Below are 25,786 nucleotides of genomic sequence, written 5' to 3'. Positions count from 1 at the left end.
CGCTTACGCGACCCTTTAAGGAAGAATTCAGGCGGAATGCCGTTATTTCTTCCCTTCGACCCATTTACCGTCAACAAAGAACGCTGACCAACCGGTCGCCTTACCGTCTTTCTCAGCGGCAACGTATTGCTGCTTGGTTTTACGGCTGAAACGAACCATGGACTTGTTGCCATCCGGGTCAGTCTGCGGCGCGTCTGCCAGATAACGCAGTTTTTCCGGCAGACGATCGCGGAAGCGGTACAGTTCTTCCACTAACGGCGCGCGGGTCTCACGTGATTTCGGGAACGTATTTGCCGCCAGGAAGATACCTGCAGCGCCATCACGTAACACAAAATACGCGTCAGATTTTTCACACGGCAGTTCCGGCAGCGGAACCGGATCTTCTTTCGGCGGAGCGACTTCACCGTTACGCAGGATCTTACGAGTGTTTTTGCACTCGTCGTTGGTACACGCCATGTACTTACCGAAACGCCCCATTTTCAGGTGCATTTCAGAACCACATTTTTCGCACTCAACGATAGGACCGTCATAACCCTTGATGCGGAATTCACCCTCTTCGATCTCGTAGCCGTCACAGGTCGGGTTATTACCACATACATGCAGCTTACGCTTTGGATCGATAAGGTAGCTGTCCATCGCCGTACCGCACTTCTGGCAGCGACGTTTGGCGCGCAGAGCGTTCGTTTCCGCGTCGTCGCCTTCCAGCACGTTCAGCACTTCGTTTTCCGGCACCAGGTTAATGGTGGTTTTGCAACGCTCTTTCGGCGACAGCGCATAGCCGGAACAGCCGAGGAAAACGCCGGTGCTGGCGGTACGAATACCCATCTTGCGTCCGCAGGTCGGGCAATCAATACTGGTCAGCACCATCTGGTTCGGACGCATACCGCCCTCTTCAGGATCTTTTTCGGCTTTATCCAGTTGCTGAGTAAAATCGGTGAAGAAGTTGTCGAGTACGCCTTTCCATTCGGCTTCGTGATTCGCCACCTGGTCGAGGCTGTCTTCCATCTGCGCGGTAAAATCGTAGTTCATCAATTCGCGGAAGTTTTCTTCCAGACGATCGGTGACGATTTCACCCATTTTTTCAGCATAGAAGCGACGGTTCTCAACACGAACATAGCCGCGATCCTGAATCGTGGAAATAATCGACGCATACGTTGATGGACGACCAATACCCCGCTTTTCAAGCTCTTTAACCAGCGAGGCTTCACTGAAACGTGCAGGCGGTTTGGTAAAGTGTTGCGCTGGCGTCAGTTCGACAAGCGTCAACGTATCGCCTTTATCCACGGCCGGTAAGATGCGATCTTCATCGCCCTTACGCAATGCAGGCATCACTTTGGTCCAGCCATCGAAACGCAGAATACGACCACGCGCTTTCAGGCGGAAATCACCCGCGCCCACGGTTAAGGTGGTGGAGTCGTATTTCGCCGGCGTCATCTGACAGGCAACAAATTGACGCCAGATCAGCTGGTACAGTTTTTGCGCATCAGCTTCCATGTCTTTCAGCGATTCCGCCTGTACGGCGACATCGGAAGGACGGATAGCTTCGTGCGCTTCCTGAGAGTTCTCTTTGCTGGCGTACTGGTTCGCGCTCTCCGGCAGATATTTTTTGCCAAAATTATCGCTGATGTACTCGCGAACCATGTTCACCGCATCCTGGCTCAGGTTGGTTGAGTCAGTACGCATATAGGTGATGTAGCCCGCTTCATACAAGCGCTGCGCCATCATCATGGTTTTCTTCACGCCAAAGCCCAGTCGCGTGCTCGCAGCCTGCTGTAGCGTGGAGGTAATAAACGGCGCGCCCGGCTTGCTGCTGGTCGGTTTATCTTCACGTTCCAGGACGCTATAGCGCGCTTTTTCCAACAGGCTGACAGCGGCAAGCGTTTGTTCCCGATTGACCGGGCGGAACGGTTTATCATTCTGGTGCGTCACCTCAAGCGGCAACGCATCGCCTCCAGGCGTGGTCGTGTCAGCACCAATTTCCCAGAACTCTTCTGGAACAAATGCTTTGATTTCGCGTTCGCGCTCAACCACCAGACGCACGGCAACCGACTGTACGCGGCCTGCTGACAGACCACGCGCAATTTTTTTCCACAGCAGCGGCGACACCATATAGCCCACCACGCGGTCCATAAAGCGGCGCGCCTGTTGCGCGTTAACCCGGTCGATGTTCAGTTCGCCCGGTTTTTCAAACGCCTGACGAATAGCGTTTTTAGTAATTTCGTTAAACACCACACGGCTGTAGCGTGCGTCATCGCCGCCGATCACTTCCCGCAGGTGCCATGCAATGGCTTCCCCTTCGCGGTCAAGGTCGGTTGCGAGATAGATGTGGTCGGCTTTTTCAGCCAGTTGCTTCAGTTCAGAAACAACTTTCTCTTTACCAGGCAGCACTTCATAGCGCGCATCCCAGTTGTGCCACGGGTCAACACCCATGCGGTTGACGAGAGCGCCACGTTCATCCTTTTTGGGCTTTTTAGCCGTTTTGGTGGAGGTTGAGTCGGCGCTCTTTTTAGTTGCTGAGCCACTGGTCGGCAAATCACGGATATGACCAACGCTGGATTTCACCACGTAGTCATTACCCAGATACTTGTTGATCGTTTTGGCTTTTGCCGGGGACTCAACGATGACAAGAGCTTTACCCATATTCACCTTTACCTAATTTGATTCTTCCAGAATGCGTCGCACGTTGATTCACCTTCCACTGGCGACGAGACATTGATATGGTCTCTGCGTCGGCGGATATCAACCCCTTAAACTTTTTCGCGCTTGTAATGTAACTCTCATGTAACTGAGTTAACAGGCTTTTTTGCTCACAAACGCTATAGCACGACGAAGTATTGGTCGAATGTCAAGCAAATCTGTTGCCAGATTGACGAAAGCGTCACACTGTACCTGATAAAATGCGTTACGCAACTTTATTAGCATGCAAAAACAAATCCCGCCAGTTGCAACCCCGACGTAAGACCTTCATTTATGTCAGGGAATATTTGCCCATAAGCCGGGCTCGGCGTAGACTAATGTCCTTGTTTAAGGAGTAAATAATGCATAAAGACACGCAACCTATCGATCGCGAAACGCTGCTGATTGAAGCCAACAAAATCATTCGTGAGCATGAGGACACGCTGGCGGGGATTGTCGCCACCGGCGTTACGCAGCGAAATGGCGTGCTGGTTTTCAGCGGAGATTACTTTTTAGACGAACAAGGGCTTCCGACGCCCAAGAGTACGGCGGTGTTTAATATGTTTAAGCACCTGGCGCACGTACTTTCTGAAAAGTATCACTTGATCGATTAATTCAAGAAATGATTTGCCGGATGGCGGCTCCGCCTTATCCGGCCCGGGATGTTACGATCCTCAAGGCCGGATAAGATGCTTTAGCATCACCATCCGGCAATGACAATTTTACATCAGCGGTTTTTGTCCTCGCTGCCACCAGCGCAGTAGCAAACGATCGGCGCTCTCGGCCGCACTCCCGGTAAAACGATCCATCAGTTTTTTGCGCTGCATATAGCGAACGCTTAACACTTCGCGACCTTCCATTAGCCCGAGGATCACTTCGTCGCTGGTATTGATTTCATCCACCAGCCCGTTTGCCAGCGCCTGTTGCCCAAACCAGTGTTCGCCGGTGGCTACCTGTTCAATGTCCAGAGTCGGACGCATGCGCTGCACAAAATCTTTAAACAGGTGATGGGTTTCATTCAGATCTTCGCGGAATTTCTGCCGCCCTTCTTCCGTATTTTCACCCAGCAGCGTCAGCGTACGCTTATACTGCCCGGCGGTGTGCAGTTCGATATCAATATCCTTCCCTTTCAGAAAGCGGTTAAAGTTCGGGATCTGCGCCACGACGCCAATAGAGCCGACAATAGCAAACGGCGCTGAGACAATTTTATCGGCTACGCAGGCCATCATATATCCACCGCTCGCGGCGACTTTATCCACCGTTACGGTCAACGGAATCTGCTTATCGCGCAAACGCTGTAACTGCGACGCAGCCAGACCATAACCATGAACCACACCGCCCGGGCTTTCCAGGCGAACCACCACTTGATCCTGCGGTTTAACGACCGCCAACACCGCCGTCACTTCCTCACGTAACGCGCTGACCTCATGGGCGTCCATGCTGCCTTTAAAATCCAGCACCCATACACGTGGTTTATCAGATGATGTACTGTCTCCCAGCTTCGCTTTTGCCTTGGCTGCCTTTGCTTCCAGTTTCTGTTTCTTTTTCTGCGCCTTATGCCAGAATTTTTGCTGATGCCCGTCCAGTAGCGCCAGCGACAGATCATCCTTCATCTCTTTATATTGCTCGCTGAGGTTAATAACCCGCAGCTCCCCGCGCTGACGCTTGCGTTGTGTCGCGTTCACAATCAGCATCACAACTACCGCAATAGCCACCACGACAGTGACAATTTTTGCCAAAAACAGCCCATATTCAGACAACAATTCCACGAGACCCACCTTGGTTAAACAACGCTATTTCCGCTCAGTGTACAACAGGCTGCTTAACCCGTCTTGCTTCATCCATCCTGGCGCAGAATCAGCAAAAAGCATGACAAAGTGTTCATTTTGCGGTGTTATTGCCTTTGGCTGATTGAAAAAGAACAGGGTTTAAGGCATAAAGCCGAAACGTTATCGCGAACGAGAAGGCCAGAGCGTTGCCGAGGAGTAGCCGTGCATTACCAACCTAAACAAGACCTTTTACAGGACCGCATTATTCTGATTACCGGTGCCAGTGATGGTATCGGACGTGAAGCCGCACAGACCTATGCGCGATATGGCGCGACCGTGATTCTGCTTGGGCGTAACGAAGAAAAACTGCGCCAGGTTGCCCGCACTATTGCCGATGAAAACGGTACGCAGCCACACTGGTTCACGTTGGATCTGCTCACTTGTACGTCTGAAGAATGCCACCAGCTTGCACAGCGCATTGCCGCACATTTTCCACGTCTGGATGGTGTTCTCCATAATGCCGGATTACTGGGTGATATTTGTCCGATGAGCGAACAAAATCCGCAGGTCTGGCAAGATGTCATGCAGGTAAATGTGAATGCCACCTTTATGCTGACCCAGGCATTGCTGCCGCTATTGCTGAAATCCGATGCCGGATCGCTGGTCTTTACCTCTTCCAGCGTCGGTCGCCAGGGACGCGCCAATTGGGGAGCGTATGCCACTTCGAAATTCGCTACCGAAGGCATGATGCAGGTTCTGGCAGATGAATATCAGAACCGTCACCTGCGCGTAAACTGTATCAATCCAGGCGGTACGCGTACCGGCATGCGAGCCAGCGCATTTCCAACTGAAGATCCGCAAAAATTGAAAACTCCCGCCGATATTATGCCGCTCTATCTGTGGCTGATGGGCGATGACAGCCGCCGTAAAACCGGTATGACTTTCGATGCCCAACCGGGCCGTAAACCAGGAATAGCTCAATGAGTGAAGAACGCTACCAGCAACGCCAGCAGCGCGTTAAAGAGCGGGTTGATGCCCGCGTTGCCGCTGCAAAGGATGAGCGCGGGATCATTATCGTGTTCACCGGAAACGGTAAGGGTAAAACCACCGCAGCGTTCGGGACCGCCACGCGCGCGGTGGGCCATGGTAAAAAAGTCGGCGTGGTGCAATTTATTAAAGGTACCTGGCCAAACGGTGAACGAAACTTACTCGAACCCCATGGCGTAGAGTTTCAGGTTATGGCGACAGGATTTACCTGGGACACGCAAAACCGCGAGTCGGATACCGCAGCCTGTATGGCCGTATGGGAACATGGAAAGCGAATGCTGGCTGACGCTCAACTGGATATGGTTATCCTCGACGAACTGACCTATATGGTGGCGTACGACTATCTGCCGCTTGAAGAGGTTATCAATGCCTTAAATGCGCGCCCAGCCCATCAAACGGTGATCATCACCGGTCGGGGATGTCATCGCGATATTCTTGAGTTAGCAGATACGGTCAGCGAGCTGCGCCCGGTTAAGCACGCGTTTGAAGCGGGCGTGAAAGCTCAGATGGGAATTGATTACTGACAGCAGGCCGGATAAGGCGCTTGCGCCGCATCCGGCTCCACGCTAACGCCTGATGGCGCTTTGCTTATCAGGCCTGGTCATGATTAACCGTTGTTGCTGCGACCGCCCGGACGACGGCTGCTGCCGACCTGTGAGTGGCGCTTCACCGCACGACGGATCTGGTTCGCTTTCATCCGACGACGATCTTTCTCGACGGCAACTTTAGAGGTCGTTTCCGGCTTCAGCTCCACCAGTTCACGCAAATAGTTGGTCTGCGCAAGATCAAGCTCCGTCCAGCCGCCACGCGGCAGGCCTTTCGGCAGCGGGATATCGCCGTAACGGACACGGATAAGACGACTTACCTGCACGCCTACAGCTTCCCACAGGCGACGTACTTCACGGTTACGTCCTTCGGTCAGCGTGACGTTGTACCACTGGTTGATCCCTTCACCACCGCTGAACTTGATTGTTTTAAACGCCGCCGGACCATCTTCCAGCTGTACGCCACGACTCAGATCGCGCAGTTTCGCGTCATCAACCTGACCAAACACACGCACCGCATATTCACGCTCAACTTCACGGCTTGGATGCATCAGACGGTTTGCCAGTTCACCGTCGGTAGTGAACAACAGTAAACCGCAGGTATTCACATCCAGACGCCCAACGGCAATCCAGCGCGCATCGCGCAGTTTTGGCAGACGATCAAACACGGTCGGACGACCTTCCGGATCGTTACGGGTACACAGTTCACCTTCTGGTTTGTAATAGGCCAGAACGCGACAGATTTGTTCCGCAGACTCTTTAACCGAAATCAGATGACCGTCGATACGGATTTTCAGACCCGGCGTCACTTCAACGCGATCGCCGAGCGTGGCAATTTTACCATCAACGCTCACACGACCCGCGGCAATAATGGTTTCAATTTCACGGCGAGAACCGTGGCCGGCGCGCGCCAGCACTTTTTGTAACTTTTCGCTCATAGAGCTTCCTTTAGATGTCGCCTTCACAGGCGTCGAACAGGAGAATCAACGGCGCCAGTCAGCGCCATTTTAAGGCCGCGTAGTATAGCGGTTCGCGCCCTTATAAGAAAGGTTTAACGTCGCCGACGCCTTCACGCAAGACCACCGGAGAATCGTCAGTTAAATCGATGACCGTGGTCGGCTGCTGGCCGAGATAGCCGCCGTGGATAATCAACTCCACCTGCTTCTCCAGACGATCCTTAATCTCTTCCGGGTCAGATTCGGTAAATTCACTGCCCGGCAGCATCAGTGACGTGGAAAGCATCGGTTCGCCCAGCGCTTCCAGCAGCGCCAGCGCAATCGGATTCGACGGCACACGCAGGCCTATGGTTTTACGTTTTTCCTGCAACAATCGGCGTGGCACTTCTTTCGTCCCTTTCAGGATAAAGGTGTAGTTGCCCGGCGTGTTATTTTTAATCAAACGAAAAGCCACGTTATCGACAAACGAATAGGTCGACAGTTCGGACAGGTCACGGCACATCAGCGTAAAGTTGTGTCCGTCCGGCAGGTGGCGAATGCGACAAATGCGCTCCATTGCGCCTTTATCTTCAATTTTGCAGCCCAACGCATAGCCGGAATCGGTTGGATAGACAATCACCCCGCCCTTACGCACGATTTCAACGGCCTGATTGATCAGCCGCTGCTGCGGGTTTTCGGGATGAATATAAAAAAACTGGCTCATAGTTTCCTCTCTGTAATCTCAGGCTGTTCCCAAAGTTGCCAGACGCCTTCTACGCCTGCGGGCAACCAGAGTTTACGACCCAGTTCAATCCACGGGCAGGGCTGATGAAAATCAGAACCTTGCGATGCCCACAATTGATGCTGGCGCGCAAGCGTCGCCAGATGGGTGCGTTCATTGGGAGACTGTTGGCACTGCGCCACTTCCATCGCGTCACCGCGGTGTTCAGCGAAGTATGCAACCAGTCTTTTCAGCCACTTAGCGCTAAGATCGTACCGCCCCGGATGAGCCAGAACTGCCTTACCGCCAGAATGATGAATGACATCAATAGCTTGTTCTATTGTACACCACTGCGGCGGAACGTAACCGGTTTTCCCACGGGCAAGGTATTTTTTAAAAACATCTGCAATAGTCGTGGCTTTTCCGCATTCCACCAGAAAACGCGCAAAATGTCCCCGCGTGACCGCCCCGCCATCTGCCAGACGCAACGCGCCTTCCCATGCGCCGGGGATATGCGCTTTGTCGAGTCGTTCAGCAATCAAGCGCGCGCGCTGCTGACGGCGCTCCGTTTGTTGCGCTAAAAACTCGCACATCAATGGATGAGAAATATCTATATTCAGACCCACAATATGGATCTCATGATTTTCCCACACCGTTGAAATCTCGACGCCCGAGATCAGATTTAACGCTAAACCCGAACGTGAAATTTCTTCTCTTGCCGCCGCAATACCGCCCGTGGTGTCATGATCGGTGATCGCCAGTGTGCCGACTCGCATCTCTACCGCACGGTGTACTAAGGCTTCAGGGGTTAATCGCCCATCGGAGGCTGTAGTATGACTGTGCAGGTCATAAATCACTGCGTAATTCGTGTCGCTCAAGGCGGCTCCCATTTCAATAAATGTCGTAACACGCCCATCATAGCGGTTTCGACAAATTTACTGAAATCAGGTGTTGACTTTACTCCATCGAACTAGTTAACTAGTACGCAAGTTCACATGAAGAAGGTATCTGAGATGAAAGCAACATTTGTTCTGCACGGTTGGTGGCGCACTTCCTGATTTCGGGCAGTGTCTTACGTCTGCAATATGCAACCAGATACCCGGCCCGCCAACTGAGCGGGCTTTTTTTTGAACAAAATTAATGAGAACAACGATGCAAACACCAAAACCGACACTCGAACTGCTTACCTGCGATGCCGCCTACCGTGAGAATCCGACGGCGCTGTTTCATCAGGTATGTGGCGCTCGTCCAGCGACACTGCTGCTTGAATCTGCAGATATCAACAGCAAAGATGATCTGAAGAGCCTGTTGCTGGTCGACAGCGCGTTACGCATCACCGCCCTGGGTGACACTGTCACTATTAAGGCGCTCTCCGCGAACGGCGCATCGCTGCTGCCCCTGCTGGATGCAGCGCTGCCTGCTGGCGTTGAAAACGAACAACAGCCGAACATACGCCATTTGAAATTTCCCAATGTAAGCCCGTTGCTGGATGAAGACGCCCGCTTATGTTCCCTTTCCGTATTTGATGCTTTCCGTTTATTGCAGGAACTGGTCAACGTCCCTGCGCAAGAACGTGAAGCGATGTTCTTCGGCGGTCTGTTTTCCTATGACCTGGTCGCCGGTTTTGAAGATTTACCTCAGCTTGAAGCAGGTAACCGTTGCCCGGACTACTGCTTCTATCTGGCTGAAACGCTGATGGTCATCGATCACCAAAAGAAAAGTACCCGCATTCAGGCCAGCGTATTTACCCCCAGCGATGGCGAAAAACAGCGTCTGAACGCTCGTCTGGCGCAACTGAGCCAGCAGCTTACCGAGCCAGCTCCGCCACTGCCCGTGACAGAAATTCCGCAGATGCGCTGCGAATGTAACCAGAGCGATGAAGAATTTGGCGCTGTGGTGCGCGGGATGCAAAAAGCCATTCGCGCAGGCGAGATTTTCCAGGTGGTTCCGTCCCGCCGTTTCTCATTGCCCTGCCCGTCACCGCTGGCGGCCTACTATGTGCTGAAGAAAAGTAATCCCAGCCCGTATATGTTTTTCATGCAGGACAACGATTTCACGCTGTTCGGCGCCTCCCCGGAAAGCTCGCTGAAATATGATGCCACCAGCCGGCAGATTGAGATCTACCCGATTGCCGGGACGCGTCCGCGCGGTCGCCGTGCGGATGGCTCGCTGGACCGCGATCTCGACAGCCGTATCGAGCTGGAGATGCGTACCGATCATAAAGAGCTTTCCGAGCACCTGATGCTGGTTGACCTTGCGCGTAACGACCTGGCGCGCATCTGTACGCCGGGCAGCCGCTACGTTGCAGACCTGACCAAAGTGGATCGCTACTCCTTCGTGATGCACCTGGTTTCCCGCGTGGTCGGCGAACTGCGTAGCGATCTGGATGTACTGCATGCGTACCGCGCCTGTATGAATATGGGCACGCTAAGCGGCGCGCCGAAAGTTCGCGCCATGCAGCTTATCGCCGAGGCAGAAGGTCGTCGCCGTGGCAGCTATGGCGGCGCGGTAGGCTACTTTACCGCCCATGGCGATCTGGATACCTGTATTGTGATTCGTTCCGCACTCGTGGAAGACGGTATTGCCACCGTACAAGCCGGTGCCGGGATTGTTCTGGATTCTGTACCGCAGTCTGAAGCCGATGAAACCCGTAATAAAGCGCGTGCGGTTTTACGTGCTATCGCCACCGCGCACCACGCACAGGAGACCTTCTAATGGCTGACATTCTGCTGCTCGATAACATCGACTCATTTACCTATAACCTGGCGGATCAGCTGCGTACTAATGGTCACAACGTGGTGATTTACCGCAACCATATTCCGGCCCAGACGTTAATTGACCGCTTAGCAACCATGAAAAACCCGGTGCTGATGCTCTCTCCGGGACCCGGTGCGCCAAGCGAAGCGGGCTGCATGCCGGAGCTGTTAACCCGCCTGCGCGGTAAGCTGCCGATTATTGGTATTTGTCTGGGGCATCAGGCGATTGTTGAAGCCTACGGCGGCTATGTCGGTCAGGCCGGAGAGATCCTGCACGGTAAAGCATCCAGTATTGAACATGACGGTCAGGCAATGTTCAGCGGTCTGGCAAATCCATTGCCGGTAGCGCGTTACCACTCGCTTGTTGGCAGCAACGTTCCAGCCGGTTTGACCATCAACGCCCACTTTAACGGCATGGTGATGGCGGTCCGTCACGATACCGACCGCGTGTGTGGCTTCCAGTTCCATCCGGAATCGATCCTCACCACCCAGGGCGCGCTTCTGCTGGAGCAAACGCTGGCATGGGCGCAACAGAAACTCGAACAGACCAATACGCTGCAACCTATTCTGGAGAAACTGTATCAGGCTCAGACGCTGTCCCAACAGGAAAGCCACCAACTGTTCTCGGCCGTAGTACGCGGTGAACTGAAGCCGGAACAACTCGCTGCGGCCCTGGTGAGCATGAAAATTCGTGGCGAACACCCGCATGAAATTGCCGGCGCGGCAACCGCACTGCTGGAAAACGCCGCCCCGTTCCCGCGTCCTGATTATCTGTTTGCCGATATTGTCGGTACCGGCGGCGACGGCAGCAACAGTATCAATATCTCCACGGCCAGCGCCTTTGTTGCGGCGGCCTGTGGACTAAAAGTGGCGAAGCACGGCAACCGCAGCGTCTCCAGTAAATCGGGTTCTTCGGATCTGTTGGCGGCATTTGGCATTAATCTGGACATGAACGCCGATAAATCCCGTCAGGCGCTTGACGACCTCGGCGTGTGCTTCCTGTTTGCACCGAAATACCACACCGGTTTTCGCCACGCCATGCCGGTACGCCAACAGTTAAAAACCCGCACGCTGTTTAACGTGCTCGGTCCGTTGATTAACCCGGCGCATCCGCCGCTGGCGCTGATCGGCGTTTACAGCCCGGAACTGGTGCTGCCGATTGCCGAAACGCTTCGCGTATTGGGGTATCAACGTGCCGCGGTCGTACACAGCGGCGGCATGGATGAAGTTTCGCTGCATGCGCCGACTATTGTGGCAGAGCTGCATGATGGCGAAATCAAGAGTTATCAACTGACGGCGGAAGACTTTGGCCTGACGCCGTACCATCAGGAACAGCTGGCGGGCGGTACGCCGGAAGAAAACCGTGACATTCTTAGTCGCTTGTTACAAGGTAAAGGTGAAGCCGCTCACGAAGCAGCCGTTGCCGCGAATGTCGCCATGTTAATGCGCCTGCACGGTGAAGAAGATTTAAAAACTAATGCGCAAACCGTGATTAATGTGCTGCGTAGCGGCGCGGCCTACGACCGTGTTACTGCGCTGGCAGCAAGAGGGTAAATGATGCAAACCGTTTTAGCGAAAATTGTCGCTGACAAGGCGATTTGGGTAGAAGCCCGTAAACAGCAACAACCGCTGGCCAGTTTTCAGAATGACGTACAACCCAGCGCTCGTGATTTCTACGATGCGCTGCAAGGCGCACGTACCGCCTTTATTCTGGAGTGCAAAAAAGCCTCGCCATCGAAAGGTGTGATCCGTGATGACTTCGACCCGGCACAGATTGCGGACGTGTATAAACATTATGCTTCAGCGATTTCCGTACTGACCGATGAAAAATATTTCCAGGGCAGCTTTGATTTCCTGCCCATCGTCAGCCGTATCGCGTCGCAACCCATCCTGTGTAAGGACTTTATTATCGATCCTTACCAGATATACCTGGCGCGTTTCTACCAGGCGGACGCCTGCCTGCTGATGCTGTCAGTACTGGACGATGAGCAATATCGTCAACTCGCCGCCGTGGCCCATAGCCTGAAAATGGGTGTTCTGACCGAGGTCAGCAACGAAGAAGAGCTGGAACGCGCGATTGCGCTTGGCGCGAAAGTCGTCGGTATTAACAACCGCGATTTACGTGACCTGTCGATTGATCTGAATCGCACCCGCCAACTGGCGCCACGTCTGGGCCATGGCGTAACCGTCATCAGCGAGTCCGGTATTAATACCTACGGCCAGGTACGCGAACTCAGCCACTTCGCCAACGGTTTTCTGATTGGCTCTGCGCTGATGTCGCATGATGACCTGCACGCCGCTGTGCGTCGGGTTCTGCTTGGCGAGAACAAAGTCTGCGGTTTGACCCGGGCTCAGGATGCAAACGCGGCATATGAAGCGGGCGCCATATATGGCGGGTTGATTTTCGTGCCCTCATCTCCGCGCGCGATTAGCGTTGAGCAGGCGCGGGAAGTCATGAGCGGCGCGCCATTACAGTATGTCGGCGTGTTCCGCAACACCGAGATTACCGAGGTGGGCGATAAAGCGTTGGCCCTGGGACTGACTGCGGTGCAACTGCATGGGAGCGAAGATCAGACCTATGTTGACGCGCTGCGCGATGCGCTGCCCAAACAGGTGCAAATCTGGAAAGCGCTGAGTGTTGGCGAAACGTTGCCAGACCGGGATTATCAGCATGTCGATAAATACGTGCTCGACAACGGCCAGGGTGGTAGCGGTCAACGCTTCGACTGGTCTCTTTTAGGCGGGCAATCGCTGGAAAACGTTTTACTGGCTGGCGGACTTGGCGCTGATAACTGTGTCAATGCGGCAAAAACCGGCTGTGCCGGGCTCGATTTTAATTCTGGCGTAGAGTCACAGCCGGGCATCAAAGATGCACGACTTCTGGCTTCGGTCTTTCAGACGCTGCGCGCATATTAAGGAAAAGGACATGACAACATTACTCAATCCGTACTTTGGTGAATTTGGCGGTATGTATGTGCCACAAATTCTGATGCCTGCTCTGCGTCAACTGGAAGAAGCTTTCGTCAGCGCGCAAAAAGATCCTGAGTTTCAGGCGCAGTTTACCGATCTGCTGAAAAACTATGCTGGTCGTCCAACCGCGCTGACAAAATGCCAGAACATTACTCACGGGACCAACACCACGCTGTATCTTAAGCGTGAAGATTTACTGCACGGCGGCGCGCACAAAACTAACCAGGTGTTGGGTCAGGCGTTACTGGCGAAGCGTATGGGGAAAACGGAAATCATCGCCGAAACCGGCGCAGGTCAGCACGGCGTCGCATCGGCGCTAGCCAGTGCGCTGCTGGGTCTGAAGTGCCGTATTTATATGGGTGCGAAAGACGTTGAGCGTCAGTCGCCTAACGTTTTCCGTATGCGTCTGATGGGGGCAGAAGTCATTCCTGTTCATAGCGGTTCTGCAACGCTGAAGGATGCCTGTAACGAAGCCCTGCGCGACTGGTCTGGCAGCTACGATACCGCGCACTATATGCTCGGGACGGCGGCAGGACCGCATCCCTTCCCGACCATTGTACGTGAATTCCAGCGCATGATCGGCGAAGAAACAAAAGCGCAGATCCTGGAAAAAGAAGGTCGTTTGCCGGACGCTGTTATCGCCTGCGTGGGCGGTGGTTCTAACGCCATTGGTATGTTTGCCGATTTTATTAATGAAACCAGCGTCGGTCTGATTGGAGTAGAGCCAGGCGGTCACGGGATCGAATCCGGTGAACACGGCGCACCGTTAAAACACGGTCGTGTCGGGATTTACTTTGGCATGAAATCCCCGATGATGCAGACCGAAGAAGGACAGATTGAAGAGTCTTACTCTATTTCCGCAGGTCTGGATTTCCCGTCTGTCGGGCCGCAGCATGCATACCTGAACAGCATCGGTCGCGCCGATTATGTCTCAATCACCGACGATGAAGCGCTGGAAGCCTTCAAAACGCTGTGTTTACATGAGGGGATTATCCCGGCGCTGGAGTCCTCCCATGCCCTGGCACACGCCCTGAAAATGATGCGTGAAAATCCGGAAAAAGAGCAGTTACTGGTGGTAAATCTCTCCGGTCGCGGCGACAAAGACATTTTCACCGTACACGATATTCTGAAAGCGCGAGGGGAAATCTGATGGAACGTTACGAAAATCTTTTTGCACAGTTGAAGGACCGCAAAGAAGGTGCTTTTGTCCCCTTCGTAACCCTGGGCGATCCGTCGGTTGAGCAGTCACTGAAAATCATTGATACGCTGATTGAAGCCGGTGCCGATGCGCTTGAGCTAGGCATTCCATTCTCCGATCCGCTGGCGGACGGTCCGACCATACAGGAAGCCACACTGCGGGCATTCGCCGCGGGCGTGACACCGTCACAATGCTTTGAGATGCTGGCATTGATTCGTCAGAAACACCCTACCATTCCAATTGGTCTGCTGATGTATGCCAACCTGGTGTTCAGCAAGGGTATTGACGAATTCTACGCTCAGTGCGAGAAAGTCGGTGTGGATTCTGTTTTGGTGGCAGATGTGCCTGTTGAGGAGTCTGGACCATTCAGAACTGCGGCACTCCGCCACAACATTGCACCTATTTTCATCTGCCCCCCTAACGCTGATGAAGAACTGCTCCGCCAGATTGCCTCTTACGGTCGCGGCTATACCTATCTGCTTTCACGTGCTGGCGTGACCGGTGCTGAAAATCGTGCGGCGTTACCGCTCCATCATCTGGTGGAAAAACTGAAAGAATACGGTGCTCCTCCGTCATTACAGGGATTTGGTATCTCAGCGCCTGACCAAGTCACCGGCGCGATTGAAGCCGGTGCTGCCGGGGCAATTTCCGGCTCAGCGATTGTGAAAATCATTGAGAAGAATGTTGCCGCACCTGAGCAGATGCTGGCTGAGTTGAAAGCCTTTGTCAGCGCAATGAAAGCTGCCACGCCTTACTAAGCTAAATCAACCGCCAGAGACTTCTGGCGGTTTTACCCTTCTTTGGTGTTCTTCATTTTGTACATGGCGTTATCCGCATTCTGAATTGCCACATCCAGCTCGCCGTTCACTTCCGCAATCCCCCACGACACTGACAATGGCACGGTATGACCGTCCACCACAAACACATGGCTGGTCACCTGCCCGCTAATGCGTTGCGCAATTGCCTTAGCGTCACTTGCCTGCGAGCGAAACAGAAGGATCATAAACTCATCCCCGCCGGTACGAATCACAATATCGTGGCTGGTTCGGGTGTTAGACAGCATTCGGTTAGCGATAATTTGCAGCGCCCGGTCACCTGCCGCATGGCCCCAGGTATCATTGACAGCCTTGAACTTATTGCAATCCAGTAACACCACCGAGCAGTGCGATAAATCACGACGCTTGATGATGTCGAGAATTCGGCGGTTAAAACAACCGGTCAGCGTGTCGATATAAACCTTGAGGTCGCTTTCATTCAGCCAGGATTTTAGTGAGAAACTGATGATGACGAAGAAGAACGGCGCCAGCAGGATCACAATTCCGGCATGCGAATCACGCACCATAAAACGGCCTAATGACAGCGAATAGTGCAGCGCATATTTCTCCGAAAAGTTGCGCACCATATAGCGGGACTGGCCTGTACATCTACCGGATAAACAAAGGCTCTCATTGTTGGTCAAATTCACCAACTCCACATTCAGCTCAGGTGGAAGGTGGTAGTCAAAGGCTTGAGCCAACGCTTCCTGCAATTCCGGCTTTGAATGGTCATAGACCAGATAGGCCACGATTTGGTCTGATATCTCTTTACCCGACAGATCGTAGATATAGCTCACCACGCTGTAAGCTTTTTCACCGGTAATTTTATCGGTATAGAAGTTCGTTGAACTAAGGGCTTTGTTTTTGACGTTTTTTTGCAACAGTCGGGTATAGAAATCGACAGGTGGATAGAAAAAGTTGGTGATATCCCGCGCCATTTCAGAATTGGAGAAGCTGAAATTGCGCGAATCGGAAGCCATAAACCAGTAAAAATAATCTGAGTTTTTGGCGATAATGTAACGATGCGCATCGAAGCTCCCCGGGTTTAGCTCATTGACCATCCCGCGAATAAACTCCGCCGCCGTATACATACACAACGCATTATGACTGGTTCGCTGGGCAATAATTGTCCCCGTCGCCGAATGCAGCCGCTTTGGGTCGGCGTTAATGCCCCATTCATCATCATTGCGGGGAACAAATTGTGAAATTTCGCCACATTGCTCGCCCGTTTTGATATGGTGATAGCGCTCGCCAATCGCGTCGGCGATCAACTCGTTATCGTTAAAAATGTCCATCATGCGCGCTTGCAGGCGATTAACACCTTCACTGGCTGCCGCTATCCGCTGCTCATAGATAATAAACAGAAATAACGAAGTAAATATCAACGTAATGAGCCCTGATACCAGCAATGCCTGCCTGTTTCTGAGCTTATCCTGCACAATCTTCACGAGTCCACCCTGCTAGTTAACATATTGCCAAACCGGTTACCCGTTTATGTTGTTGCATAACTGCGCTGTACGTTGATTGAGAATATTTACCGCCCCTTCGCTGATGAGTCAAAAGCCCGCCGTTGCGCGCGCTGAAGTTACCGATTTATACAACAAAAGCACATATTTGTTAACATAAATGCAAACTAAGCATCGCCTTCAATGGGATACCCTGCCCGACGGACAGCCTCACGGCAGTCGTTTACACCGGCGGCGTACCCCGCTTCAATCTCACAAACCGGGCTGGCGCTGCAATAAGGCAGTTTAACCGGAGTGGCCATAAGTTTCTCCAGAATCTCCATTTTATCCATGTAATTCAGCAGCTCACGAGCCACGCTTACGGCAAACTCGGCCGTATCATCGCCGGTGAACGGTTCCAGAAGCGTGATTTTTTGTTGGAGTTGATGGCGGGTTAGCATCGTCAATACCCTCAAAGCCAGTTTGCTTAAAGAGTAGCATTACATCGAAGAAGAGAAATACGCCACTGACGATTCAGGGGGCAAATCTTAATCACAGCCTTCACAGTTATGGCTGAAACCGGGCACGGTATCCTCGTATTTTTACAGAACATATTCATAGGTAGCGAATAGCTCTGCCCATCCCACATTCGATCTGAGATGTTGCCGTTGTTTGCAATGTTTAAGAGATGAGCAGCGAAACGCTGAATGCATCAATATCATAAAGTTTTAGTAATGATTTACATAGATATCATATTAAATGTGAATATTACATTGGCTCATCAAGCCTAAAATCATTATAGTGTCAGAGCAATAGCGTTATTTTTGCAAGGCCATAATAATTTCACTTAGGTCATGTTATTAACGTGTGAATTAGTTGTTTATAAATGCAGGATGCGCCAGGAATATTTGCACTTAACTCAAATTCACCTTTAAAAATATTCAGAAAGCCAAAGGGATCAAACCACAGGATAACGACTAAATAGCATTGAATAAAACGACATAACGGCGATCACACCTGAGACAGGTCTGTGAGGTTGCTACATGTAACTTATTCATCCTCAATAATTGCATAAGTAAACAATAAAAGCACATAAGAAGAAAATTCTTGTGTTTAAAACATATTTTGTTTGTCAGGATATCTGGGTCCATAAATTAAAAATCATGTCTATCCAATTTAACCTTCAAATGGTCAGAAGTGGTTTACGCCCACTTAAAATTATTCCGCTAATTATTTCCGTGTTAATTATTGCTAGTGTTAATATATTAACTGCAAAATATAACACTGTGATTAATCGGACGCTTGTTTTTTTCATGATCATGCTTTCATTACGATGCCTACAGTATCTCTTTTTCAGAAACATTCTGGCTACTTTAATTTTAATACCCGTCGCAGCTGATATCACTCTTCAATTGCATGCCTGGAATAATTACAACTCAGAATTTAGTTATGGATTTGCGTTAAGTGTTTTAAATACAACTCCCAGTGAAGCAATAGCGATGCTGAGATTATATTGGCGCGACTGTGTTACGTTCTTTACACTTGTAATGTTTTTTATTTACTCTATAAACACTGGCGCGAGACCTGTACCCTATCGATTTCGTCACTACCCAATAGTTATTTTGGGCTTGATAATTTTCTTTTTGTTTTCGCAAGCTTATCTCCACCAGATAAGGAAAAGTAATGTTGAAAGTCTGGTGCAACGAGTCATCCGCTCTACTCCAGTAAGTACCGGAAAAGAGTTTATGCAGGCTATGCAAGATAACTCCATAATTTCTGATATCGGTAAAAACATTCCCAATTATAAGATAACAGTAACTGATACAGGGATCGAAAACTATATACTGATCGTCGGGGAATCTGCGCGTGCGTTAAATATGGGGATATATGGATACACAAGGGATACCACCCCTGAACTTATCAAACAAAAGCAGCAACTTTTACTGTTTCATAACGCGATTGCGCCTGCACCGGTAACAATCATGGCTGTCCCCCTGGCACTTACTGCTGACTCAGTGCAAGCCCGTCACCCGCGTAATTACAGCGATAATATTATTAATATCACCAACCAGGCTGGCTATGATACATACTGGTACAGTCGCCAGGGAAATGGAGGGGCGCATAACAATATAATTACCGGGATTGCCATGAATGCACATCAGCATGAATGGATAGAATATGGCTATGATGAGGCGTTGTTGCCGTTATTACATAAGGCATTGCAGAAGCCAGGTAAGAAACTTATTGTCCTGCATTTATATGGCAGTCATGAACCTTCCTGTCAACGTTTTCCAGAAAATCATACTGTCTTATTTGGCCAGAGTAAAGCTGACGATTGTTATGATAACTCAATTCGCTATACTGATGAACTGATGGGTACTATATTCAATGCGCTGGAAAACACTCGCTCATCAGTAATGTATTTTTCCGATCATGCGCTGATCCGTGATCCTGCTCGCTCGGTGGTTTATTCTCATGGTGGTGTTAGACCGCCGAAAGAGGCATTACAAATCCCGATGTATATTTGGTACAGCCATTTAGTCGATGAGAAAACAAAGTTCACTGGAGATTATAATACGCCGTGGTCTGCCGATGATCTTAACTCTCTTGCAGAATTGTGGCTTGGCATCCATCGTCAGGGCAACGCGAAAAAGTCTATGAAATCCTGGTTAATAAACTACCAAAAGGAGATTTTCATCATGGACACAACGGGTAAAAAATACCATTGGAATGATGTTCGTTAATGCTGAAGAGTTGGCAAAACTGGTCATCAAATGACCAGTTTTGCCGAAAGGTTTTGCAAAAAAATTTAAAAACGATAACCCGCAGAGAACATAAACACCCACGGATCGAGACGTACGCTGTCGCTATAACGGGCTTGAGGAAGAACTGCGCCATTAGATTTGTACTTCGCTGTCGTATCGATATCCATGTACCAGACCGATATACATCTGATTTTACACTATCAGCATGAATTAAAAGCGTTTTATTGATATTTTGCCATCTCTAAATCAACATTTGGGATGTGTTGTAAGCTTATGATTCACCGATAGATTTAAATTGTTTTGCAGAACGTATTTTATAAGATATTCGTTGTGTACCTATACTTTCAGTATGGAGACTGGAGGTGTCTATGTGTGGACGTTTCGTTCAATCAATGACGCGTGAAGATTATCTTGCCCTGCTCGCTGATGAATCAGAACGCGACATTCCATACGATCCAGAACCCATCGGACGATTCAACGTAGCGCCAGGAACAAAAGTTCTGCTTCTGAGCGAACGTGATGAGCAACTGCATCTTGATCCAGTGATCTGGGGATACGCCCCCGGTTGGTGGGATAAACCGCCGCTCATTAACGCACGGTCTGAAACTGCGGCCACCAGCAGAATGTTTAAACAACTTTGGCAGCATGGCCGCGCGATTTGCTTTGCTGATGGATGGTTTGAGTGGAAAAAGGCAGGGGACAAAAAGCAACCCTACTTTATTCACAGGGCAGACGGTCAGCCAATTTTTATGGCGGCGATCGGCAGCACACCATACGAACGTGGAGATGAAGCAGAAGGTTTCCTGATAGTGACAGCTGGGGCCGACAAAGGACTGGTAGATATTCACGACAGGCGGCCACTGGTACTATCACCAGATGCTGCTCGCGAATGGATGAGACAGGACGTTGGAGGGAAAGAAGCGGAGGAGATTGTAGCTGACGGTTCCGTGCCCGCTGATAAATTTATATGGCACGCAGTGACGCGTGCCGTCGGGAATGTTAAGAATCAAGGCCCAGAGTTAATAGAAACTATGCGTTGATGTATGATGCGGCAGGGAAAAACCTCAACTTTGAGCGAGGAGCGGACGTCCCATCCCAGGAAGAACGTAAAAAAACGCCTCACGGCGGTTTAGCTATCCAGTCAGGAAGTTGCGCTTGCTAGTCTTGCTGCAAATCCAATGAAGAACATCCCTACCAGCGCGTTTCCGATGGCAGATAACCTACGATTGCCTTTCAGACGGCTGAGCATATAAGAGCCGCAGAAAACGAGAAAGCCGAAATAAACGAGAGTAATTGCGAACATCACTGCAGCAAGAATGATAAACGCCATCCAGGAATGTTCAGCCTGAACATTGATGAACTGGGCGAAGAATGAGATATAGAACAGAAGCGTCTTTGGATTCAGTAGCGTAACCAGCATTCCTCGTCCGATAATCCCCCCCGCATCAGCTAAAGATTTCTTTTCCTCACTCGTTTCGACAGCTGGCTTAAAGATAGCGCGTATCGTCTGGACACCGAGATAAAATAGATAGGCAGCACCGGCGTATTTGATGGCGTTAAACAAGGCCGGAGTTGAGCTTATGACTGCTGCCAGCCCACACCATGCCAGCAGAACCAGAAGTACGTCACTCATGAGAATGGAAAATATTGCAGCAAAACCTCGTTTGATGCCGCTCGTAATGCTTGTTTTAATCACGAACATGGTTTCAGGACCAGGAGCAAGGACTATCAGCGTCGCACCTAGCAGGTACGTCCAGAAATTCACTATACCAAAATCAGCAAACATTTTTACTCCAACTCTATCGTTTTCAACCAGGCTATTCTAACGTAACCGGCCATAATGAAAATACATCATGGCTACTTTCAATTCAGCCAATGTAGTGCAATATTGCGTCATTATTTCCAACGCTGATAAGCCGGTAATCAGGACTTAGAATAGCCGGAACATTATCTTCACTTAAAAGCGCTTCAATAGTCAGAGTACGATCAACGACTACACCTGAGCGTGTTATTCGTTAAATCTTTCGTGGAGTATCTGTTCAAGCCATACCCGATTTTTCCGCCTGCTGCTATGAAGAGAGCATGCAAGTCTTTTTAGCGTCTCCAGGAGCATAGTGTTTGTCCTCATCACAATCGAACATTAACTCTTAAGACCATAATTGCTGGAATGCAACGTCCGCGCCGGTCGAAGACTGTGTGAGGGGCCCCTTCTTCAAATCGGGATGCCCGTTTTAAGATCGAGCTTAAAAGGTTCCCAACCTCCTGGCGGGTCCCACTCTCCCAGGCCAGCACCGTCTCATTCTCTATCGATGTAATGATCACGCCATCAATGGCGCACTGCCTGGATTTCCAGAGAATGCCCGCAGCAATATCCAACAGAAAAACGTGGTAGTAAGTGGTGACCAGAACCCGATTATGTAGCCTGTCAGAATGGATGTCAGGAACTGAATAAATATGGACAACGTAATCACCTAGTGGATGGCTTCTGAACGAGTGTGTGGTCACCTCAACAACATGAAAGTGGTCGCCACAAATGATTGCCACCTGGGATTCATTCAGTAGGAAATCACAAAAGGCGCTGGAAATCAGCCAGCCATCCTCATCGGCACGTATAAATAACTGTAAAATCACAATGGGCTCACCGCCCTTACTGATTAACAGTCGTCGATCCTTTTCTCCATTAGCGCCAAAGGGATTGACGTCGATGATCGAAACACCTTCCCTTTCATCTCCGGGCTTAGGCTGTTCAAGCCAGGTCGCTTGCAATGTCATTGAGTATCCTAAGTGTGAACAGCAGAAGAACACATACTACTTTACAAGCTGATGTCACGACAGCGCCTTAAGTTGCCATATTGCGCTGACCGGGCCCCGCGGATGAGTACATTCAAGTGTTAGCAACGCCCGCTTCTGGCACACAGCGGAAGACCATCGTGCAAACATCAATGACATATCTCCTGCGAAAGCTTTGCTCTTCCTTTGCCTCCAGCCAAACCGCTTGCCTGGGGGTATTGTTGAGGAAAACATGGTTCACTCTGAACCGCTATGATTCTAAAGCGCGCTACAGCCTCATCGTCTCCCTGCATGTACCGGAGACCGATGTCGATCTGCTGACACCGGTAAGAGTAAAGTGGATGCGCTCATCGCCAGTCAGATCGAAATTCCGTCCTGAAACAGTGGTGCGTCTTAATCCGGCGCTAAACTCGTTCGCCTCTCTCACCGGGTCTGCATCGCCACGGATTTAATCACCACTGCTCCCGTATCACCTTTTTCACCTGGCAGAACACCCGCAGGCAGACTGACCAGAACGTTGACCCTACGGACGATGAGCGGGATACAGGGTTGTCCTTCTGAATTTGCCCCACATTGTCAGAAGTGCTTTCTTGCTCCACGACGGTGGGCACTGCGGCGCTCTCCACCACGACAGGCGGAACCTCAAGCTCAAGCGAAAGCTGATTATCAGCGGGGATATTATTGCCCTCTGCTGCTGTCTCATCCTGGCGTTTGATCCCCTGCGTTTCGAGCCATGAGATATCCAGTTGCCAGGCATAACGAGAGCGTTCCCGCCACACGTCAAAGGCCTCATCCACATAGTCAAATGCGCCCTGAAGGGACCAGCCGTTGACGAGAGCCAGATGAGCCACCGCCTCGTCCTTTTTACCCCGTAGCTCGCTGAACCCCATGTGTTTGACTTCATGGCATGAAGGGCATAACGCGATGAGCCCGGTGAGGGTCTGACACTGCCTGTCATCATCGTAATGCCAGATTTCATGGCACTCTACCGGCCATCGGGGTCCCTTTCCGCCGCAGATCTGACATTTCCCCCCTGCTGATCTGGCCGTTTGTTGGCGTAACCGTTTCCAGTCCGTTGAAGATACCGCACTTCTGACGTTATCGAACCAGCATGTCCGGGGGACCAGCTCAATCGTGAGTCTTGGTGGGTAAAAGCTTACATCAGGTTCCCCCTCCAGAGCCTTCAGCACTCCCCTGTGAAGATACTCCTGACAGACATCAGAAAGGTTGTTTTTCCTGCACATCTCTGCAAGCCACTCTTCCGACCGGTTATCTCGGATTTTACATACCATGTAACGGAGCACTTCTTCATGGGGTAAGGGCACAGCTTGTTCAATATCAGGAAATAAATCCATGAAGAAATCCTTTTGCCTGGGCGCGTCTCAGCTCATTATACGAAAGGCTTTGAGGTGATTAAACGGGTTAAGGTCGCGCTCTTCGTCCTTTGGCTGCATGAATCAAATATGAAACGATGTAGATGATTCTATGTGATAAAATTCGTCTAATGAGACATCAATTTTGCGAGTTGCAATACAGCGCGAAGAGGCAAAAATCCGCGTATGGATTCAAGGTGTACAAATAGCTATCATTGATTACTCCAAAGATTTATTAGGTATTGTGCAGAACTATGTCTCCGGCACTCAGCAGATGGTTTTCAAAAATGGAATTATTAAATAGACATATTGATCTGCTCCCCCTTGCTACCTACACACGAGCTATCAAGTTGCAGGTATGCTGAACGCGTTCACGCCACGCACTAAAAGCGTCATGCGCATAATCGAATGCACCCGACCGCTCACAAGATATGATTAGAAACTTGTGTGTAGTCACTGTAGTTGCTTCAACGGATAAGAATTGGAGCTACTGGAACCGTCGCTGTAGACCTCTGTAATAATGATTTTTTTACCCTCTACAGCATATTTGACCGTACTGTCTGCTGGATCATCCCGCCACCGACCGGTGCTGTCGGGGTTGTCAGACGCCCACATCACTTGATTGCCGATAAGTTTGCACTTGATGGCCCAGCGGGTGCTATCGTTCTGTCGGATATAATGTACATAAGCAATACCTGACTCGACTTTGTCCAGCTGCATGATTTTGTGGTCACGGCCAAACATCGCCGCTGAAGCAGCCTTACACACCTGACCCACCGTCACTTCAGAAGCCAGTACCGGAGCAGAAAATACGAGCGGAACAAGAAGCAGGAGTTTCTTCATGCGGATCCATCCTTTTGATATGTTCATGAATAACGCTTATTTATATTTCGGCAGCCTGGAGTATTTCTTGACGAGAATTTAGCGTTGCGATGACTGGAGTGACTGGCAGGATCCCTAGCGTAATCTCAGACACTCCCCGACTGTCAGCCCTGCTACTGCTGTGCATCCTCAGCATGGTAAGCGAATAAAACATCGGGCATGAGGCCGGTTTTCTCTATGGTTGCCAGCACGGACCGCGTTGAAGCCTCGGAGATGACCTTCATCGCCTCATCACGTATTTCAACATACGCAGGTTCTTCACGGGGCACAAAAGGCTCCAGGAGGTGGGCAATGGCTTTACCGTTAATAGATAGGCTGAACGTGCCAGCAGTACGATCCACATTCCAGATGTAGATGAGTGGCCATAACCCCAGTTCGTCGCATTCGGCCTCACTGCGTATTCCCGGCAGATACACAGGCATTGATAGCTTTTCATCACTCAGCGTCAGCGCGATAAACTGGTTTGCCGTCAGTCGGGGACCTTGCCCGGGCTCTGCGTCAGGTTTTTTCTTTTTAAAGAATCCGAACATGGTCTTTCCTTGTTTATGACGAATCGGAGGTGTAATCACTGTCTCACTGAGCGGATTAATCAGGGCGTCGCTTAGCGACGTGCAGACTCGCGCTAACTCTCATTCAGTAAAAGTGATTTTTACATGATTCCTGCCGCCAGAAACGAGAATTACTTATCGCTTTTCCCAGAAAGAGAACCATATGATAGCCAACACACCGCTAGCGTGAATGCTGGCATTATCACGAAGAAACAAGGGAGAATCCTTCGATTACACATGCAACATTATTGGTTGCCGCTTTCCGGGGGAGTGGAATAGTCACTTTTCTTAACGTCCTCCCGCCCTCTCCGCCAGATCGAGCCTCATAAAGTTGTTTTGAAGTTAGGAGTTACTCAATGGCAGGTCACGAGTGGTTCACGCTGCATTTCAAAAGCGACAACCATGTGAGCGAAAATTCCGTTCAGGGACCCGCCGTTCATGTGGGCCAGATGCCCAACCGTCTTCTTCTTGCTGCTAGCCAGTCCTGTCCTACATTCATTTGATAAGGCCGCTTTGAGCGAGGAGCTGACATTGTGCTTAAATAATGATGG

At 50.7% G+C, this 25,786-nt stretch carries 24 protein-coding genes, 1 pseudogene and 1 other annotated feature; of the genes and pseudogenes, 11 read left to right on the top strand and 14 right to left on the bottom strand.

The window, feature by feature from the left end; translation table 11 throughout:
* Nucleotides 1-42: 42 nt before the first annotated feature.
* Nucleotides 43-2,640 carry a type I DNA topoisomerase gene (topA, locus tag FDW97_RS18125; RefSeq protein ID WP_038640964.1) on the bottom strand — a complete coding sequence of 866 codons (2,598 nt, stop codon included), beginning with the start codon at nucleotides 2,638-2,640 and terminating at the stop codon, nucleotides 43-45.
* A gap of 398 nt (nucleotides 2,641-3,038) precedes the next feature.
* On the opposite strand from topA, the gene FDW97_RS18120 reads away from it, so the two are divergent.
* Nucleotides 3,039-3,290, top strand: a complete 252-nt coding sequence (locus FDW97_RS18120) for a YciN family protein (RefSeq protein WP_003020616.1) — start codon at nucleotides 3,039-3,041, stop codon at nucleotides 3,288-3,290.
* A gap of 108 nt (nucleotides 3,291-3,398) precedes the next feature.
* On the opposite strand, the gene sohB is transcribed toward FDW97_RS18120, so the two are convergent.
* On the bottom strand, nucleotides 3,399-4,445 hold the full coding sequence (sohB, locus tag FDW97_RS18115; RefSeq protein WP_069324978.1) for a protease SohB: 1,047 nt from the start codon (nucleotides 4,443-4,445) through the stop codon (nucleotides 3,399-3,401).
* A gap of 222 nt (nucleotides 4,446-4,667) precedes the next feature.
* Here sohB and FDW97_RS18110 point away from each other — a divergent pair, with 222 nt between their 5' ends.
* Both FDW97_RS18110 and cobO read left to right on the top strand, forming a co-directional pair.
* Nucleotides 4,668-5,429, top strand: a complete 762-nt coding sequence (locus tag FDW97_RS18110; protein ID WP_038640968.1) for a YciK family oxidoreductase — start codon at nucleotides 4,668-4,670, stop codon at nucleotides 5,427-5,429.
* A complete protein-coding gene (gene cobO / locus FDW97_RS18105; protein ID WP_069324977.1) occupies nucleotides 5,426-6,016 on the top strand; it encodes a cob(I)yrinic acid a,c-diamide adenosyltransferase in 591 nt (196 codons plus the stop codon). The genes FDW97_RS18110 and cobO overlap by 4 nt, the downstream gene beginning before the upstream one ends.
* 83 nt (nucleotides 6,017-6,099) lie before the next feature.
* Here cobO and rluB read toward each other — a convergent pair whose 3' ends face one another.
* The 3 genes from rluB to rnm all read right to left on the bottom strand — a co-directional run bounded on the left by rluB (nucleotide 6,100) and on the right by rnm (nucleotide 8,583).
* Nucleotides 6,100-6,975 carry a 23S rRNA pseudouridine(2605) synthase RluB gene (gene rluB / locus FDW97_RS18100; protein WP_038640972.1) on the bottom strand — a complete coding sequence of 292 codons (876 nt, stop codon included), beginning with the start codon at nucleotides 6,973-6,975 and terminating at the stop codon, nucleotides 6,100-6,102.
* 100 nt (nucleotides 6,976-7,075) lie between these two features.
* Nucleotides 7,076-7,696 carry an L-threonylcarbamoyladenylate synthase gene (locus FDW97_RS18095; protein ID WP_042308069.1) on the bottom strand — a complete coding sequence of 207 codons (621 nt, stop codon included), beginning with the start codon at nucleotides 7,694-7,696 and terminating at the stop codon, nucleotides 7,076-7,078.
* Nucleotides 7,693-8,583 carry an RNase AM gene (rnm, locus tag FDW97_RS18090; RefSeq protein ID WP_129694998.1) on the bottom strand — a complete coding sequence of 297 codons (891 nt, stop codon included), beginning with the start codon at nucleotides 8,581-8,583 and terminating at the stop codon, nucleotides 7,693-7,695. The genes FDW97_RS18095 and rnm overlap by 4 nt, the downstream gene beginning before the upstream one ends.
* A gap of 123 nt (nucleotides 8,584-8,706) precedes the next feature.
* Here rnm and trpL point away from each other — a divergent pair, with 123 nt between their 5' ends.
* The 6 genes from trpL to trpA all read left to right on the top strand — a co-directional run bounded on the left by trpL (nucleotide 8,707) and on the right by trpA (nucleotide 15,375).
* Nucleotides 8,707-8,751 (top strand): trp operon leader peptide, encoded by a 45-nt coding sequence (trpL, locus tag FDW97_RS18085; protein ID WP_012905981.1) that lies wholly within the window; start codon nucleotides 8,707-8,709, stop codon nucleotides 8,749-8,751.
* Nucleotides 8,728-8,822 (top strand) — a sequence feature (Trp leader region). Its footprint overlaps the gene before it by 24 nt.
* A 23-nt stretch (nucleotides 8,823-8,845) precedes the next feature.
* Nucleotides 8,846-10,408, top strand: coding sequence for an anthranilate synthase component 1 (locus tag FDW97_RS18080; protein WP_085048097.1), 1,563 nt, complete (start codon nucleotides 8,846-8,848; stop codon nucleotides 10,406-10,408).
* Nucleotides 10,408-12,003, top strand: coding sequence for a bifunctional anthranilate synthase glutamate amidotransferase component TrpG/anthranilate phosphoribosyltransferase TrpD (gene trpD, locus FDW97_RS18075; RefSeq protein ID WP_038640980.1), 1,596 nt, complete (start codon nucleotides 10,408-10,410; stop codon nucleotides 12,001-12,003). Before FDW97_RS18080 ends, trpD begins: the two co-directional genes overlap by 1 nt.
* 3 nt (nucleotides 12,004-12,006) lie before the next feature.
* On the top strand, nucleotides 12,007-13,365 hold the full coding sequence (gene trpCF, locus FDW97_RS18070; RefSeq protein ID WP_137351446.1) for a bifunctional indole-3-glycerol-phosphate synthase TrpC/phosphoribosylanthranilate isomerase TrpF: 1,359 nt from the start codon (nucleotides 12,007-12,009) through the stop codon (nucleotides 13,363-13,365).
* 10 nt (nucleotides 13,366-13,375) lie between these two features.
* Nucleotides 13,376-14,569 carry a tryptophan synthase subunit beta gene (trpB, locus tag FDW97_RS18065; RefSeq protein WP_038640982.1) on the top strand — a complete coding sequence of 398 codons (1,194 nt, stop codon included), beginning with the start codon at nucleotides 13,376-13,378 and terminating at the stop codon, nucleotides 14,567-14,569.
* Nucleotides 14,569-15,375 (top strand): tryptophan synthase subunit alpha, encoded by an 807-nt coding sequence (gene trpA / locus FDW97_RS18060; protein WP_085048095.1) that lies wholly within the window; start codon nucleotides 14,569-14,571, stop codon nucleotides 15,373-15,375. The genes trpB and trpA overlap by 1 nt, the downstream gene beginning before the upstream one ends.
* 32 nt (nucleotides 15,376-15,407) lie before the next feature.
* Here trpA and FDW97_RS18055 read toward each other — a convergent pair whose 3' ends face one another.
* Together FDW97_RS18055 and FDW97_RS18050 are read right to left on the bottom strand one after the other, a co-directional pair.
* Entirely contained in the window at nucleotides 15,408-16,880 is a 1,473-nt protein-coding gene (locus FDW97_RS18055; protein WP_137351420.1) for a GGDEF domain-containing protein, read from the bottom strand.
* 185 nt (nucleotides 16,881-17,065) lie between these two features.
* The gene (locus tag FDW97_RS18050; RefSeq protein WP_137351419.1) at nucleotides 17,066-17,338 is read right to left on the bottom strand and encodes a hypothetical protein; all 273 of its coding nucleotides are present in this window, start codon (nucleotides 17,336-17,338) and stop codon (nucleotides 17,066-17,068) included.
* Between the two features lie 648 nt (nucleotides 17,339-17,986).
* Between FDW97_RS18050 and FDW97_RS18045 the strand changes: the two genes are divergently transcribed.
* Nucleotides 17,987-19,621, top strand: a complete 1,635-nt coding sequence (locus tag FDW97_RS18045) for a phosphoethanolamine transferase (protein WP_371414784.1) — start codon at nucleotides 17,987-17,989, stop codon at nucleotides 19,619-19,621.
* A gap of 65 nt (nucleotides 19,622-19,686) precedes the next feature.
* On the opposite strand, the pseudogene FDW97_RS18040 reads toward FDW97_RS18045, so the two are convergent.
* A pseudogene (locus FDW97_RS18040) lies at nucleotides 19,687-19,824 on the bottom strand (OmpW family outer membrane protein); the annotation flags it as partial.
* A gap of 186 nt (nucleotides 19,825-20,010) precedes the next feature.
* On the opposite strand from FDW97_RS18040, the gene FDW97_RS18035 reads away from it, so the two are divergent.
* Complete coding sequence (locus FDW97_RS18035; protein WP_137351418.1) at nucleotides 20,011-20,682, top strand: SOS response-associated peptidase; 672 nt, start codon at nucleotides 20,011-20,013, stop codon at nucleotides 20,680-20,682.
* 101 nt (nucleotides 20,683-20,783) lie between these two features.
* Here the strand turns inward: FDW97_RS18035 and leuE are convergent, their stop codons facing one another.
* From leuE to FDW97_RS23535, 6 genes are all read right to left on the bottom strand, one after another.
* Nucleotides 20,784-21,428, bottom strand: a complete 645-nt coding sequence (gene leuE, locus FDW97_RS18030; protein WP_137351417.1) for a leucine efflux protein LeuE — start codon at nucleotides 21,426-21,428, stop codon at nucleotides 20,784-20,786.
* A 341-nt stretch (nucleotides 21,429-21,769) separates the two neighbouring features.
* Complete coding sequence (locus FDW97_RS18020; RefSeq protein ID WP_249359804.1) at nucleotides 21,770-22,414, bottom strand: hypothetical protein; 645 nt, start codon at nucleotides 22,412-22,414, stop codon at nucleotides 21,770-21,772.
* Between the two features lie 470 nt (nucleotides 22,415-22,884).
* Nucleotides 22,885-23,283, bottom strand: a complete 399-nt coding sequence (locus tag FDW97_RS23665) for a hypothetical protein (protein ID WP_249359803.1) — start codon at nucleotides 23,281-23,283, stop codon at nucleotides 22,885-22,887.
* A 975-nt stretch (nucleotides 23,284-24,258) separates the two neighbouring features.
* Complete coding sequence (locus tag FDW97_RS18010; RefSeq protein ID WP_137351415.1) at nucleotides 24,259-24,648, bottom strand: hypothetical protein; 390 nt, start codon at nucleotides 24,646-24,648, stop codon at nucleotides 24,259-24,261.
* 152 nt (nucleotides 24,649-24,800) lie between these two features.
* The gene (locus FDW97_RS18005) at nucleotides 24,801-25,217 is read right to left on the bottom strand and encodes a hypothetical protein (RefSeq protein ID WP_137351414.1); all 417 of its coding nucleotides are present in this window, start codon (nucleotides 25,215-25,217) and stop codon (nucleotides 24,801-24,803) included.
* Between the two features lie 371 nt (nucleotides 25,218-25,588).
* Nucleotides 25,589-25,786 (bottom strand): hypothetical protein (locus FDW97_RS23535; RefSeq protein WP_212734250.1); only part of this gene is annotated, 198 nt, incomplete at its 5' end.

Source organism: Citrobacter sp. wls708 (assembly GCF_005281255.1).
GTDB lineage: Bacteria > Pseudomonadota > Gammaproteobacteria > Enterobacterales > Enterobacteriaceae > Citrobacter > Citrobacter werkmanii.
The sequence above is the reverse complement of the archived record's forward strand: the minus strand, read 5'-3'. Positions and strand labels throughout refer to the sequence as shown.